The sequence below is a fragment of the Azoarcus olearius genome, assembly GCF_001682385.1.
Lineage (GTDB): Bacteria > Pseudomonadota > Gammaproteobacteria > Burkholderiales > Rhodocyclaceae > Azoarcus > Azoarcus olearius.
On the sequence record NZ_CP016210.1, the window covers coordinates 412,264 to 425,723 of the forward strand.

General features: G+C 70.3%; 12 protein-coding genes. 7 read left to right on the plus strand and 5 right to left on the minus strand.

Going from position 1 to position 13,460, the window contains the following annotated elements; translation table 11 throughout:
* Window positions 1-130 precede the first annotated feature (130 nt).
* From rocD to dqs_RS01930, 4 genes are all read right to left on the minus strand, one after another.
* Window positions 131-2,251, minus strand: coding sequence for an ornithine--oxo-acid transaminase (rocD, locus tag dqs_RS21220; protein WP_065339509.1), 2,121 nt, complete (start codon window positions 2,249-2,251; stop codon window positions 131-133).
* A gap of 96 nt (window positions 2,252-2,347) precedes the next feature.
* Window positions 2,348-3,877, minus strand: a complete 1,530-nt coding sequence (gene ubiB / locus dqs_RS01920; RefSeq protein ID WP_065339510.1) for a ubiquinone biosynthesis regulatory protein kinase UbiB — start codon at window positions 3,875-3,877, stop codon at window positions 2,348-2,350.
* 243 nt (window positions 3,878-4,120) lie between these two features.
* Window positions 4,121-6,190, minus strand: a complete 2,070-nt coding sequence (locus dqs_RS01925) for a TonB-dependent receptor domain-containing protein (protein WP_065339511.1) — start codon at window positions 6,188-6,190, stop codon at window positions 4,121-4,123.
* Window positions 6,191-6,371: 181 nt separating this feature from the next.
* Window positions 6,372-6,791 (minus strand): hypothetical protein, encoded by a 420-nt coding sequence (locus dqs_RS01930; RefSeq protein WP_148268705.1) that lies wholly within the window; start codon window positions 6,789-6,791, stop codon window positions 6,372-6,374.
* Between the two features lie 149 nt (window positions 6,792-6,940).
* On the opposite strand from dqs_RS01930, the gene argS reads away from it, so the two are divergent.
* The 7 genes from argS to dqs_RS01965 all read left to right on the plus strand — a co-directional run bounded on the left by argS (window position 6,941) and on the right by dqs_RS01965 (window position 12,951).
* Window positions 6,941-8,704: an arginine--tRNA ligase gene (gene argS / locus dqs_RS01935; RefSeq protein WP_065339512.1), complete on the plus strand. Its 1,764-nt coding sequence runs from the start codon at window positions 6,941-6,943 to the stop codon at window positions 8,702-8,704.
* A gap of 16 nt (window positions 8,705-8,720) precedes the next feature.
* Complete coding sequence (locus dqs_RS01940) at window positions 8,721-9,305, plus strand: SPOR domain-containing protein (protein ID WP_065339513.1); 585 nt, start codon at window positions 8,721-8,723, stop codon at window positions 9,303-9,305.
* A gap of 79 nt (window positions 9,306-9,384) precedes the next feature.
* Entirely contained in the window at window positions 9,385-10,032 is a 648-nt protein-coding gene (locus dqs_RS01945; protein WP_011764117.1) for a thiol:disulfide interchange protein DsbA/DsbL, read from the plus strand.
* A 28-nt stretch (window positions 10,033-10,060) separates the two neighbouring features.
* Complete coding sequence (locus dqs_RS01950; RefSeq protein WP_065339514.1) at window positions 10,061-10,849, plus strand: SDR family oxidoreductase; 789 nt, start codon at window positions 10,061-10,063, stop codon at window positions 10,847-10,849.
* An 83-nt stretch (window positions 10,850-10,932) separates the two neighbouring features.
* A complete protein-coding gene (locus dqs_RS01955; RefSeq protein ID WP_011764119.1) occupies window positions 10,933-11,352 on the plus strand; it encodes a PilZ domain-containing protein in 420 nt (139 codons plus the stop codon).
* 184 nt (window positions 11,353-11,536) lie between these two features.
* Window positions 11,537-12,061, plus strand: coding sequence for a hypothetical protein (locus dqs_RS01960; RefSeq protein ID WP_179948007.1), 525 nt, complete (start codon window positions 11,537-11,539; stop codon window positions 12,059-12,061).
* A gap of 8 nt (window positions 12,062-12,069) precedes the next feature.
* Window positions 12,070-12,951 (plus strand): helical backbone metal receptor, encoded by an 882-nt coding sequence (locus dqs_RS01965; RefSeq protein WP_157108127.1) that lies wholly within the window; start codon window positions 12,070-12,072, stop codon window positions 12,949-12,951.
* 31 nt (window positions 12,952-12,982) lie between these two features.
* Here the strand turns inward: dqs_RS01965 and dqs_RS01970 are convergent, their stop codons facing one another.
* Window positions 12,983-13,432 (minus strand): putative toxin-antitoxin system toxin component, PIN family, encoded by a 450-nt coding sequence (locus tag dqs_RS01970; protein WP_065339515.1) that lies wholly within the window; start codon window positions 13,430-13,432, stop codon window positions 12,983-12,985.
* Between the last annotated feature and the right edge of the window lie 28 nt (window positions 13,433-13,460).

Consider the following 13,460-nt stretch of genomic DNA (forward strand, 5'->3'; position numbering starts at 1 on the left):
CAGCCCGAAAAATCGCCTCTAAGCACCTGATTGGGCGGAACAATATGGCGCAGCCGGCGCACCGTGGTGGTGCGTCCGGCAGCGCATATGAGGGTGGAATTGTCAGCTGTGCGACAGCGGGTGGCAGCGCTCAGCGGCCTAGCGGGTTGAGGGTGTCGATGATGATCGCGGCGGCGCGGTCCAGCGTGCCTTCGTCGATGGTCAGCGGCGGCGCCAGCCGGATCACGTTGCCATTGGTGTCGCGGGTGGCGATGCCGCGCGCCAGCAGCAACTCGGCAACCAGCTGCGCGGGCGCCTTCACCGGGTCCAGCGCCACCCCGATCAGCAGCCCGCGCCCGCGCACTTCGCGCACGCAGGGCAGCTCGGCGGCTTCCAGCTCCGCGCGCAGGCGCCGGCCGAGGCGCTCGGCGGCTTCCCACGGCCGGGTTTCGGCGAGCAGGTCGAGCACTTCCAGCGCCACCGCGGCGCCCAGCGGGTTGCCGCCGAAGGTGGAGCCGTGGTCGCCGGGGCGGAACACGTCCATCACCTCGCGGTCGGCCAGGAAGGCCGACACCGGCAATAGCCCACCGCCCAGCGCCTTGCCCAGGATCAGCCCGTCGGGCCGCACGCCGTCGTGGTCGCAGGCGAGCAGGCGGCCGGTGCGGCCAAGGCCGGTCTGCACCTCGTCGGCGATCAGCAGCACGTTGTGGCGGCGGCAGATTTCGGCGCAGTGGGCCAGATACCCCGGCGGCGGCACGATGATGCCGCCTTCGCCCTGGATGGGTTCGACCAGGAAGGCCGCGGTGTGGGGGGTGATCGCCGCTTCGAGTGCGGTCGGGTCGCCGAACGGCACCCGCCGCAGCCCGGGCGGGAAGGGGCCGAAGCCGTCGCGGTACTGCTCCTTCGAAGAAAGCCCGACGATGGTGATCGAGCGGCCGTGGAAATTGCCCTCGCAGGCGATGATCTCGGCCCGGTCGGGCGGCACGCCCTTGACGATGTAAGCCCATTTGCGCGCCGCCTTCAGCGCGGTTTCCACCGCCTCCAGCCCGGTATTGACCGGCAGCGCGCGCTCGAAGCCGAGCAGCGAGCACAGCCTTTCCAGCAGCAGCGGCAGGCGGTCGTTGGAGAACGAGCGCGAAGTCAGCGTCAGCAACTGCGCCTGGTCCTGCAGCGCGCGCAGCAGGCGCGGGTTGGCGTGGCCGAAGCTGACCGCCGAATAGGCGCTCATCATGTCGAGGTAGCGCGTGCCCTCGACGTCCCACAGCCATACGCCTTCGCCGCGGTGGAACACCACCGGCATCGGCGCGTAGTTGGTGGCGCCGAAGCGGCGCTCCTTCTCGCGCAGCCAGTAGGTCGCCGGGCCGAGCGCGGCGGCGACGAGGCGCGCGGTGAGCGCGGCGGAGTGGCCGTCGGGGTCGAGGTCGGGGCGGTATTCGACGATCTCCAGCCCGACGAAGTCGCCGCAGCTGCGCAGCGTATGGAAGACATCGACCAGTTGCTGCGGGTCGATGCCGTCCGGCGTGGGGCAGGTCACCGCCGGCACCGCGAGCGGGTCGAGTGCGTCGAGGTCGAGCGTGACGCCGAAGCCGCCGTCGCGGCCGTGGCCGCTGCGCGCGAGCGTCAGCGCCTCGCAGAACACCGTGGGCAGCCCGCGCTCGCGCACCTCGGCGATGTCGAACACGCGCACGCCGAGCCGGTCCAGCCGTTCGCGCTCGGCCGGCTCCCAGTCGCGCGCGCCGATGATGCAGACGCGCGCGGGGTCGAGTCGCGGGCCGGGGATCGCGGTCAGCGCGGGGGCGCCTTCGCCCAGTAGCGCGGCCAGCGGCATGCCGTGAATGTTGCCGGACCAGGTGGATTGGTCGGTGTGGCTGTCCAGATGGGCATCAATCCAGATCAGCCCCGGCGCGCCGCCCTGGCGGCGGGCAACGCCGCGCCAGGTGCCGATCGCCACCGCGTGGTCGCCACCGAGCACGAGCGGAAAGCCGTCCTCCGGCAGCCCGGCGATCTGCTCGGCCAGCCGGGCGCAGTACTCGCCCACCGCGGCGAGGCGTTCTTCCATCGGCGCGTCGGGTGGCGGGGTGCGCAGCGGGCGCAGGGGTTCCAGCCAGGTGCCGGTGATGCCGGTGGTCCGCAGCCGTTCGGGCAGCATCGCGTGGCGCAGCGCTTCCGGTCCGTCGGCGCTGCCGCCATGCGGCGCGCCGAGCGCGAACGCGGCGCCGACGATGTGGACGCGATCATGCGGCCCGGAGGGCAGCGGGGTGGGAACGTTCATGGCGTGCCTCCCGTCGAGCCCTTGCCGGCGGGTTGCGCTAGCGCGGGCGAATAAGCATTGAGCGTAAGGCTTGGAGCCGGGGGGCGGCGGAAACGTTCAGCCGAGCAGGCGGTGGAGTTCGAGCGCGACCAGCGCCGCGGCGGCAATCACCAGCAGCGCGAGCAGTCGGCCCTGGCGGCGTTGGGTGACCGCCAGGCTGGCGAGAGCAGCCTGCTGAACGACGTGGTGATGGCTGGATTCGACCAGGTTGTGATGCACCAGGCGCGGCAGCTGCGGCAGCGTGCCGGCCCAGGCGGGCGCTTCTTCCTTGATGCCGCGCACGAGGGCGCGCCAGCCCATCTGCTCGTTCATCCAGCGCTCGAGGAAGGGCTTGGCGGTCTTCCACAGGTCCAGCTCGGGGTCGAGCTGGCGGCCGAGGCCTTCGATGTTGAGCAGGGTCTTCTGCAGCAGCACCAGCTGCGGCTGCACTTCCATTTCGAAGCGGCGCGCGGTCTGGAACAGGCGCAGCAGGGTCTTGCCGAAGGAGATGTCCTTCAGCGGTTTGTCGAAGATCGGCTCGCACACGGTGCGGATCGCGGCCTCGAATTCATCGACGCGGGTCTTGGCCGGCACCCAGCCCGCTTCGATGTGGGCCATCGCCACGCGCTTGTAGTCGCGCTTGAAGAAGGCGAGGAAGTTCTGCGCGAGGTAGTTCTTGTCCACCTCGTTGAGCGTGCCCATGATGCCGAAGTCGAGCGCGATGTAGCGGCCGTCGGCATGCACGAAGATGTTGCCCGGGTGCATGTCGGCGTGGAAGAAGCCGTCGCGGAACACCTGGGTGAAGAAGATCTCGACACCGGCGCGCGACAGGGCCTTGAGGTCGGTGCCCTGGGCGGTGACCGCGGCGGTCTGCGAGATCGGTACGCCGTGCATGCGCTCCATCACCATCACGCTGCGCCCGCACCAGTCCCAATACACCTCGGGCACCAGCAGCAGCGGCGAATCCTTGAAGTTGCGCCGCAGCTGCGAGCAGTTGGCGGCCTCGCGCATCAGGTCGAGTTCGTCGCGCAGGTATTTGCTGAACTCGGCGACTACCTCGCGCGGTTTCAGCCGCCGGCCTTCCGGCCAGGCCTTGTCCAGCAGCATCGCGCCGACTTCCATCAGCGCGAGGTCGTGCGCGATCACGCGTTCGATGCCGGGCCGCAGGATCTTGACCGCCACCTCGGTGCCGTCGGGCAGGCGGGCGAAATGCACCTGTGCGACGGAGGCCGAGGCCACCGGCGTGCGCTCGAAGTCGCGGAACACCGCGTCCACCGGCCGGCCGTAGAAGCCTTCCAGCACTGCCAGCGCCTGCTCGGTGGGGAAGGGCGGCACGCGGTCCTGGAGCAGCGCGAGTTCGTCGGCGAGGTCAGGCGGCAGCAGGTCGCGCCGGGTGGACAGCATCTGGCCGAACTTGACGAAGATCGGCCCGAGCGATTCGAGTGCCTTGCGCAAGCGCACCGCGCGCGGCTCCGAGAAACGCCGCCAGAAGAACACCCGGTGCCAGATGCGACCGAGGCGGCCGCTGGCGTCGGCGTCGAGGATCATGCGATCGAGGCCGAAACGCAGGCTGACGGTGATGATCTTGGCGAGGCGGAGGAGGCGCACGAGAGGGCGGGGAACGGACGGCGGAGAAGCGCGGACTTTAGCCGGAAAGCGGGGGGCGGGGAAAGGGCGGGGCGGGGCGCGGGGTTGCGCCTCCCCCTTCAAGGGGGAGGTTGGAAGGGGGATGGGGTTTCACCGGGGCAGCGTGACCTCATCCCCATCCCGGTCCGGGACGCTCGTGGTCCGCTCCACCGCGCCAGCGCGCTGCTCGGCGAATCCCGCCCGGGGAGCGCCCACTGTTCCCGGTCAGAACGTCACTTTCACCCCCATGGTCAGGTTGCGGCCCATCAGCGGGGCGGCGTCCTTGATGAAGGAGGTGTGGCTGTAGGCGAGTTCGTCGGTGAGGTTGGCCGCCTTCACGTAGAACAGGTAGGGCACGCTGGCGATGCGGCCGGCGTAGCTGGCGCCGAGGTTGACCATGTTGTAGCCCGGCGTGCTGCTCTCGAACTCGGCGACCTGGCGCTGGCGGCCGACGCGATAGACCTCCAGTTCGCCCTGCCACGCGCCCTGGCGCGCGTCCAGCCGCAGGCCGACGCGGTGCGCCGGGATGCGCGGCAGGTCGCGGTCGCCGTCGCCGCCGGCGAGGCGTGCGCGCACGTAGTCGCCGAACAGCGTGAGCCCGAACACGCGGTCGAGCTGCTGGCGGACCTGGCCTTCCACGCCGGTGAAGATGGCGTCGCGCTGGGCGTATTCGATCAGTTGCACGCCCTCCAGCGCATCCAGCGTGTGGGCGTAGATGAAGTCGTTCACCCGGTTGTGGAACACGCTGAGGTTGAAGGTGGTGGCGCCGGCCAGCTTCTTCAGGCTGAGGTCGATATTGTGCGAAGTCTCGGCCTTCAGGTCGGCGTTGCCGCGTTCGATCGTGCGCGTCGCCATGTGCAGGCCATCGGCGTACAACTCCTCGGCGGTGGGCAGCCGTTGCGCGCGCGCCAGCGACAGGCCCAGCGCGTAATCGGGGGCGAAGTTCCACACCGCGCCGAGCGACAGCGAGTTGCCGCGATGGCTGCGGTCGCGCGCGTCGGCATCGACCTCCACCTGCTGCCATTCGTGGCGCAGGCCGGCTTCGAAACGCCAGTCGCCGGTGATGTACTCCTCGATCAGGAAGGCGCCGTGGCGGCGGGTGAGCGTGGGCGGCACATAGGCCTCCTCGCCGATGGCGGAGAAGTCGCGCCGCGTGGTCTGCAGCCCGAACACCCCGCGCCAGCCGCCCAGCGGCGCGTGCTGCAGTTCCACCCGGCCTTCGCTGGCGTTGTTGCGGAAGCGGGTGGAGACCGCGCCGTCTTCGATCTCGTCGTGGCGGTAGCGGGTGTGGCTGGCGCGCAGGCGCAGCCGGCTGATGCCGGCGAAGGGGTCGAGGTATTCCCCGCGCAGATCCCAGCGTTCGCTGTCGAGCTTCACGTAGGGCACGCCGCCGCCTTCGTCGGCGTGGTCGTGGTCGTCCTCGTCGTCGCCGTCGTGGCCGCCGCAGTGCAGGCTGTTGCCGTGGGTGTGGCAGTCCTCCAGGTCGTGGGCGTGGCCGGGCAGGCCGTATTCGTTGCGCTGACGGGTCCAGGCGACGCCGAGGTAGCCGCGCTCGCCGATCCATGACAGGCCAAGGCTGCCGGTTTCGGTTTCGTTGTAGCTGCCGTCCACCCGGCGTCCGCCCGCCCAACCGTCGCCGACGCGGTAGTCGCGCGCGTCGCGCTTGAGGCCTTCCGCGTGGATCGCGATGTTGCCGGCGCCGGCGGTCACTTCGAACGCGCCGGCGGCTTCGCGCGCGGCGGTGTTGCCGCGCAGTTCCACGCTGCCCTCCACGCCGCGCTCCGGAATCGCGGTGGGGATACGGCGATCGAGCACATTCACCACGCCGCCCACCGCCCCACCGCCGTAGGCGAGCGCGGACGGGCCGCGCAGCACCTCGATGCGCTCGCTGAGCAGCGGCTCGGCCGCCACCGCGTGGTCCGGGCTGATGGTGGAGGCGTCCATGATCTCCGCGCCGTCGCTCAGCAGCCGCACGCGCGCCCCGTCCATGCCGCGGATCACCGGGCGGCTGGCGCCGGCGCCGAATTCGGTGGCGTGGATGCCGGGCTCGGTGGCGAGGGTTTCACCCAGCGTCGCCGCGCGCCGGCGTACGAGTTCGTCGCCGCCGAGCACGGTGGCCGGCGTGCTCATCGCGCCGCTGTCGACGTCGAGCCCGCTGGCCGAAACGGTGACGGCTTCGAGCTGGACCGGCGGCGCGGCGGTGGGGTCGTTGGGGGCTGCCGATTGGGCGGCAGCGTGGGCGGTGCCGAGCGCGCAAAGGAGGGCGAGCGAGAGCGGGGAAAGGCGGGGCAGCATTGTCATTGTCCTGGCGGGCTGCCGGCACAGGTGCGGGAGACAGGCGCGTATCGGCGCACGGCCTCGGGCGGCGCGCACGCAAGCGTGGCGCACCGGCAGCGGATTTCAAGATGCGGTGTGGGGAGGTGGGCGAGGGCGTCCGGCGCCACCCGGTGGCGGCGCGGACAACGCGGCAGGGCGCTCAGGCGAGCGCGGGCGGGGCGCGGCAGCGCGGAAGGGCGGGGGCGGAGGAGGGCGGCAGCGGCAGCGCGTGCGTCGCGTGGGCGACGCCGGGCCGGCCCGGGTCGAGCGCCGCGCTGCCAGCGCCCAGCGGCAGGTCGAGCCCGCCGAGCGCGAGGCACTGCAGGCAGACCCCGAAGGCGTCGACCGGTGCGCGGTCGTCGCTGGCGATGCGGGTCGAAGCAGACCTGGCCTGCGGCACCTCGGCGGCATGGCCGAGCAGGTGAGTCAGGGCGCCGGTCTGCGCCAGCACCAGCACCAGCGCGAGCACGGCGCGCAACAGCGGCGTTCGCACCGGTTCCGCCCGACGCGCGAGCGCCACCGCGCCACGCCGGCAGGCGCTGCGGAAAGACGCGGGGAGGGAGGCGGAAACGGCGGTCACGGCAGGATTCTAGATTTCGCGCGAAGGTTAATGCAACGCTGTTGCGATTCTATTGCAGTGACGCGCGCAGGGGCGGAGCGCCCACGGCAGCGGCCGGGGCGTGGGGTGCATCCGCTATAATTGCGCGTTTCGATCTTCCGCCGAGTGCCATGAGCGCCGATCCCAAAGTCCTGCTGACCGATCTGATCAAAACCGCCCTCAAGAGCGTGGCGCCGGAGCATGCCGACACCGCCATCCTGCTGGAGCGCCCGAAGCAGGCGAGCCATGGCGATTTCGCCACCAACGTGGCGCTGCAGCTGGCCAAGCCGCTGAAGCGCAATCCGCGCGAACTGGCCGCGCTGCTGCTGGCCGAGCTGCCCGCATCAAACCTGGTGGCGAAGACCGAGGTGGCCGGTGCCGGTTTCATCAACTTCACCCTGGCCGCCGCCGCCAAGACCGCGGTGGTGGGCGAGGTGCTGGCGAAGGGCGCCGACTTCGGTCGCGGCGCGAAGAAGAACGTGAAGGTGCAGGTGGAGTTCGTCTCCGCCAACCCCACCGGCCCGCTGCACGTGGGCCACGGCCGCGGCGCCGCCTATGGCGCCTCGCTGTCGGACGTGCTGAGCTTTGCCGGCTACGACGTCACCCGCGAGTACTACGTGAATGACGCCGGCCGCCAGATGGACATCCTGGCGCTGTCGACCTGGCTGCGCTACCTCGCGCTGTTCGGCATCGACGTGCCCTTCCCGCCCAACGCCTACCAGGGCGATTACGTGATCGACATGGCGCGCGGCCTGCGCGACGCCCACCAGGGCCGCTACGCCGGCGTCACGCTGGCGCAGGTGCTGGAAGGCACGCCCGGTCTGCCGGTTGCCGAGCGCAAGGACGACGAGGCCAAGCAGCAACGCGAGCTGCACCTCGACGGCCTGATCGCCAACGCCAAACGCCTGCTCGGCGAGGACTACGCCTTCGTGCATGGCTTCGCGCTCAACGAGCAGCTCGGCGACGGCCGCGACGACCTGCAGGAATTCGGCGTCCATTTCGACAAGTGGTTCTCGGAGAAGAGCCTGTTCGACACCGGCCTGGTCGAGCGCGCGGTGGCCGAGCTGGAAAAGCGCGGCCACATCTACCTGCAGGACGGCGCCAAGTGGTTCCGTTCCACCGATTTCGGCGACGAGAAGGACCGCGTCGTGCAGCGCGAGAACGGCCTTTACACCTACTTCGCCTCCGACATCGCCTACCACCTCAACAAGTACGAGCGCGGCTTCGACCGCATCATCGACATCTGGGGTGCCGACCACCACGGCTACATCCCGCGGGTGAAGGGCGCCATCGCCGCGCTCGGCCTGCCGCCGGAAAAGCTGGAAGTGGCGCTGGTGCAGTTCGCGGTGCTCTACCGCGACGGCCAGAAGACCTCGATGTCCACGCGCTCGGGCGAATTCGTCACGCTGCGCGAGCTGCGCCGCGAAGTCGGCAACGACGCCTGCCGGTTCTTCTACGTGCTGCGCAAGTCCGACCAACACCTGGATTTCGACCTCGACCTCGCCAAGAGCCAGAGCAACGAGAACCCGGTGTACTACATCCAGTACGCCCATGCCCGCGTGTGCTCGGTGCTCAACCAGTGGGGCGGTGAACCCGCCGAACTGCAGGCGGCCGATCTCGGCAAGCTGGAGAACGAGCGCGAACTCGCACTGTGCGCCCGCCTCGCCGGCTTTCCGGAGGTGGTGCAGGGCGCCGCCGCCGACTACGCGCCGCACCAGATCGCCTTCTACCTGAAGGACCTCGCCGCCGATTTCCACAGCTGGTACAACGCCGAGCGCATGCTGGTCGACGACGAGGCGGTGAAGCTCGCCCGCCTCGCGCTGGCCGCGGCGGTGCGCAGCGTGCTGCGCGGCGGGCTGGCGGTGCTGGGCGTGTCCGCGCCCGAATCGATGTAAGCCTACGGAGCCCGTTGTGAGCCGCGATCGCAAACCCACCCGCAAGCCTGCCCGCTCGCCCGCCCGTAGCGGCGGCGGCACGCTGGTCGGCATCTTCATCGGACTGGTCATGGGGGCGGTGATCGCTGCCGGCGCGGCGTGGTACTTCACCCGTGCCAATCCCTTCCAGGCTGCTGCGCCGGCGCCCGCGCGCGCGCCGGTCGCGGTCGATCAGCCGCCGGCGGCGCTGCCCGGCAAGCCGGGCGACCGCCCGGTGGTGAAGCAGGACTTCGAGTTCTACAAGATCCTGCCTCAGGGTGATGGTGGCACCCACGCCGCGGTCGAGCCGCCGAAGCCGGTCGAAAAGGCGCCGGAGAAGCCGGCCGAGAAGCTGTGGCTGCAGGTCGGCGCGTTTGGCGCCGCGGACGAGGCCGAGAACCTCAAGGCCCGTCTTGCGCTGTCCGGCATCCAGGCCAGTTCGCAGCGCGCGCAGCTGGCCGACGGGCGGGTGGTGCAGCGGGTCCGCATCGGTCCGTTCGACAAGCCGGAAGACATGAATTCCATCCGCGCCCGCCTGGCCTCGGCCGGGTTCGAGGCCAGCGTCACCAAGTCGGCGCCCTGAAGCGCCTGCAATTCGGCCGCACCGAGGAACGCGGCGCAGCAAACCGCGTCTGAGCCTCGTCACTGTCCAGGAGTCCCGAATGAATCGCCGCATCGCCCTCAAGCAGCTCGCCGGTCTTGCCGTCCTCGCCGGCGCCGCCGGTCCCGTCGTCGCCCAGCGCGCCGCTGCCGCGCCCTTCGTCGAACTCGATACGGTCGTCGCCACCGACAGCAAGGGCAAGGTCGAGGTGATCGAGTTCTTCCACTACGGCTGCCCGCACTGCCGCGCCTTCGATCCGCTGCTGGAGTCCTGGCTCAAGCGCCTGCCGACCGACGTCGCCTTCCTCCGCGTGCCGGCGATCTGGGGCAATGCTCAGCTCGGCAAGCTCGCCCAGCTGTATTACGCGATCGAGCTGAGCGGCAAGGTGGAGCCGTTGCACGGCAAGGTGTTCGTGGCGGTGCAGGACGACAAGGTGCCGCTGCATACCGAAGAGGGCGTGCGCGAATGGGTCGCCAAGCAGGGCGTGGACACGAAGGCCTTCATGGATGCCTACAAGTCGTTCGGCATGCAGGCGCTGCTCAAGCAGGCGGACCAGCGCGCGCGCGACTACAAGATCCAGGGCGTGCCGACGATGGCGGTCGACGGCCGCTTCCTGACCTCGGCGTCGATGACCGGCAGCCACGAGGCGACGCTGAAGGTGGTGGACGATCTCATCGCCCGCGCCCGCAGCCAGCCGCGCCGCGGTTGATTTCCCGCAGCGTCAGGACTCCGGCGGCATGCTGACGGCCGCCGCCGCAGGGTCTCCACGGGTATTCCTCACCGGCGCCTCCAGCGGGCTCGGTGCCGCGCTCGCGCGCCACTACGCAGCACGCGGCGCCAGCCTCGCCTTGGTCGCGCGCCGGGCCGATGCGCTCGATGAACTGGTCGCCAGCCTGCCGGGGCGCCATCTTGCCCTCGTCGCCGACGTCGCCGATCCTGCTGCGCTGCGCTCGGCAGCGGCGCGGTTCGAGGCCGCGTTCGGCGTGCCGGACATCGTCATCGCCAACGCGGGCGTTTCGGTCGGCACGCTGACCGAGTACGCCGAGGACCTCGACGCCTTCGAGCGCGTGCTGCGCACCAACCTGCTCGGCATGGCGGCCACGTTCCAGCCTTTCGTCGAAGCCATGCGCGCGCGCGGTCGCGGACGGCTCGCCGGCATCGCTTCGGTGGCCGGCATCCGCGGCCTGCCGGGGGCGGGCGCCTACAGCGCCTCCAAGGCGGCCGCGATCACCTACCTCGAAAGTCTGCGCGTCGAACTGCACGGCAGCGGTGTCACCGTCACCACCATCGCGCCCGGCTACGTCGCCACACCGATGACCGCGGTCAATCCGTATCCGATGCCGTTCATGTTGCCGGCGGCGGAGGCTGCGGCCCGCATCGCGCGCCATATCGACACCGGGCGACGCTACGCGGTGGTGCCATGGCAGATGGCGCTGGTTGCCAAGCTGCTGCGCGTGCTGCCGGATGCGCTGTTTGACCGCCTGTTCGCGCACGCCGGCCGCAAGCCGCGCGGGCTGCCGCTGTAGCACGATTCCACTGCCGCGCACGATGGGTGCGCGGGTTCCTTCGTTTATCATGCGGGCATTTTCCCCGCATGGTGATAGCGAAGATGGATATGAAAAGCGGCTTGCCGCCCGAATCCCCGGAACGCCGTACGCGTCAGCGCTTCCTCGCCTTGCGGCGCGGTGAACCCTGCTTCTGGGCGAGCGTTGCCGGGCGCCGCGTGGCCTTGGTCGATCTGTCGATCGAAGGTTTCGCCTTCGTTGGCCCGGCGACAACGGCGACCGAGCCGTTCGCCGTCGTGCTGCACCGGGCCGGGGTGCCCGACGAAATCCACGCCCGCGCCTCGGTGGTGAATGTGGGCGGCAGCGGCGACGACGCGCTGCTCGGTTGCCGTTTCACCAGTCTGGGTAACGCGGAGGCGGCGCTGCTGCAGGACTGGCTGGTCGCGCATGTCATCATGAACGCTACGGTGCGGATCACCGAAAAGGATGCAATCGCGATCGTGCGCGGCGGCAGTCTCATCTAGCACGCCGCGGCACGGTCGCGGCGCAACGCGGAGGGCGGGGGATGACCGAAACTGAACATGGGCCGGTGGGCCCTCCCGGCGGGCGCTGGGTCCGGATCGGTGTCGTCTGGCGCCAACTCGTCCGTGTCCCGGATGCGCGCCGGGCGGCGGTTGTTCCCCGGACGCTCGCGCAGGAGTGGGCGGCATGAATCCCTTGCGCGCGTTTTCCGGTGCGGACGAAAGGCTGCTGCTCGCGGCGGTTGTGGCGATTGGCCTGGCACTGCGCGTGGCGGCGATGCTGTTTGTCGGCCACACCCCGGAAAGCGATGAACTCGCCTACCGCGCCATGGCCGCCAGCCTGCTGGCCGGCGAGGGCATCGTAGACAACATGGGCAACCGGGCGATGTACAACGTCGGCTATCCGCTGTTCGTGATCGCGCCCGTGTCATGGCTGTTTGGCGACAGTGTCCGGGTGGTGCAACTCGCCAATGCCGTGCTGGGTGCGGTTTCGGTGGTGCTGTGCTACTGCGTGGCAGCAGCAGCGGGGTGCGCGTCACGGCTGGCGAGCCGTCCGGCGCTGAGTACCGGTGTTGTCTGCGGGGTGTGGTTCGGCCCGCTTGCCCTGTCGGGGAGTGCCGCCCGGGAACTGGCGGTGGTGTGCGTTCCGGCGGCGCTGGTCGTTCGCAGGGTGTTCCCGAGCGAGCCGGTGGCGTTGGCAAGCCGGGGCTGAACGGCGGCATGGACGTGTCGCGCGACGTGGAAGAGCATACCGGTGGGGCGGGCGGTGGCCCGCGGCCCGCAGGCCCGCCGCCGGACGCGGCGGGGTGGGCAGATGCGGTGGGCGCCCGTCACGGTCGGGCGGACGCGGGCGCGCGCATTGTGTGCCTGGTTCCGTCCATCACCGAGCTGCTGTTCGACCTTGGCGTGGGCGATCGGCTCGTCGGACGCACCGGGTTCTGCATTCACCCGCGTGACCGGGTGCGCGCGCTGCCCAAGCTGGGTGGGACGAAGGACGTGAAGCTCGACGCGCTGCGCGGGCTCGCGCCCACGCACGTCATCGTCAATATCGACGAGAACCGGCGCGACACGGTGGAGGACATCTCGCGTTTCGTGCCCAACGTGATCGTCACCCATCCGTGCGCCCCGGAAGACAATCTGGCGCTGTACGCGCTGCTTGGCGGGATATTCGACTGCGAGGCGGCCGCCACCTCGCTCAGCGTCAGCTTGCAGACGGCGCTTGCCGAGGCGGCGGAACTGCGTGCGGCGCTGGTGCCGGAGCGCGTGCTTTACCTGATCTGGCGCGAGCCCTGGATGACGGTTTCAAGCGCCACCTACATCGCCGCGATGCTCGCCGCGGTGGGCTGGGAGAGCATGCCGCGGGCGCCCGAGCCGCGCTATCCGGTGGTGGACTGGGAGGACGCGTCGATGGCGGACGTCGCGCGCGTGTTCCTGTCGTCGGAACCCTATCGCTTCGGTCCGGCCCATGTGGGCGAGGTCGGCGCGCTGGCGAGCCGGCCGGCGATGCTGATCGATGGCGAGATGTGCTCCTGGTACGGCAGCCGGGCGATTGCCGGGGTGCGTTACCTCACCGCCTTGCGGCGGCGCCTGGCTAAGGGCTGAGCGCGCTTCCGTGGTGCGCGGTGCGGTCCGTCTACTGGCACCAGCCGTCAGAGACGAAACGTTCCGGGGTCAGGATGGAGAAGCGCTCGCGCACGAGGCGGTGGCGCGCCAGCCGCAGCAAGGCCTTGTCGCGCGTCAGCAGGAATTCGGCTTGCGCGTCGCGGCTGATCTCGAGGAACTTCTGATCGTCGCGGTCGCGGCACAGCGGCAGGGGCAAGGCGTCGGCCGCATCGCCGAGGCCATCGACCAGCGTCACCCGTTCGCTGTAGCCGGCGATCAGGCGCTGCTGTTCATCGGCGTCGATTCCGAAATGCGTGTAGGCCAGCACCCGCCGCAGTTCTTCCACCGCGTCCGGGCGGCAGCAGGGCTGGAAGCGTGCCGCGGCGATCGCGGCGTCGAGTGCGGCAAGGCGTGGATCGCGGAACAGCCACAGGGCCATCACGGTGTTGGTGTCGAGCACCAGGCGGCGGGGGAAACTCATCGGCAGCGCATGAAAAAGGGGAAGGACG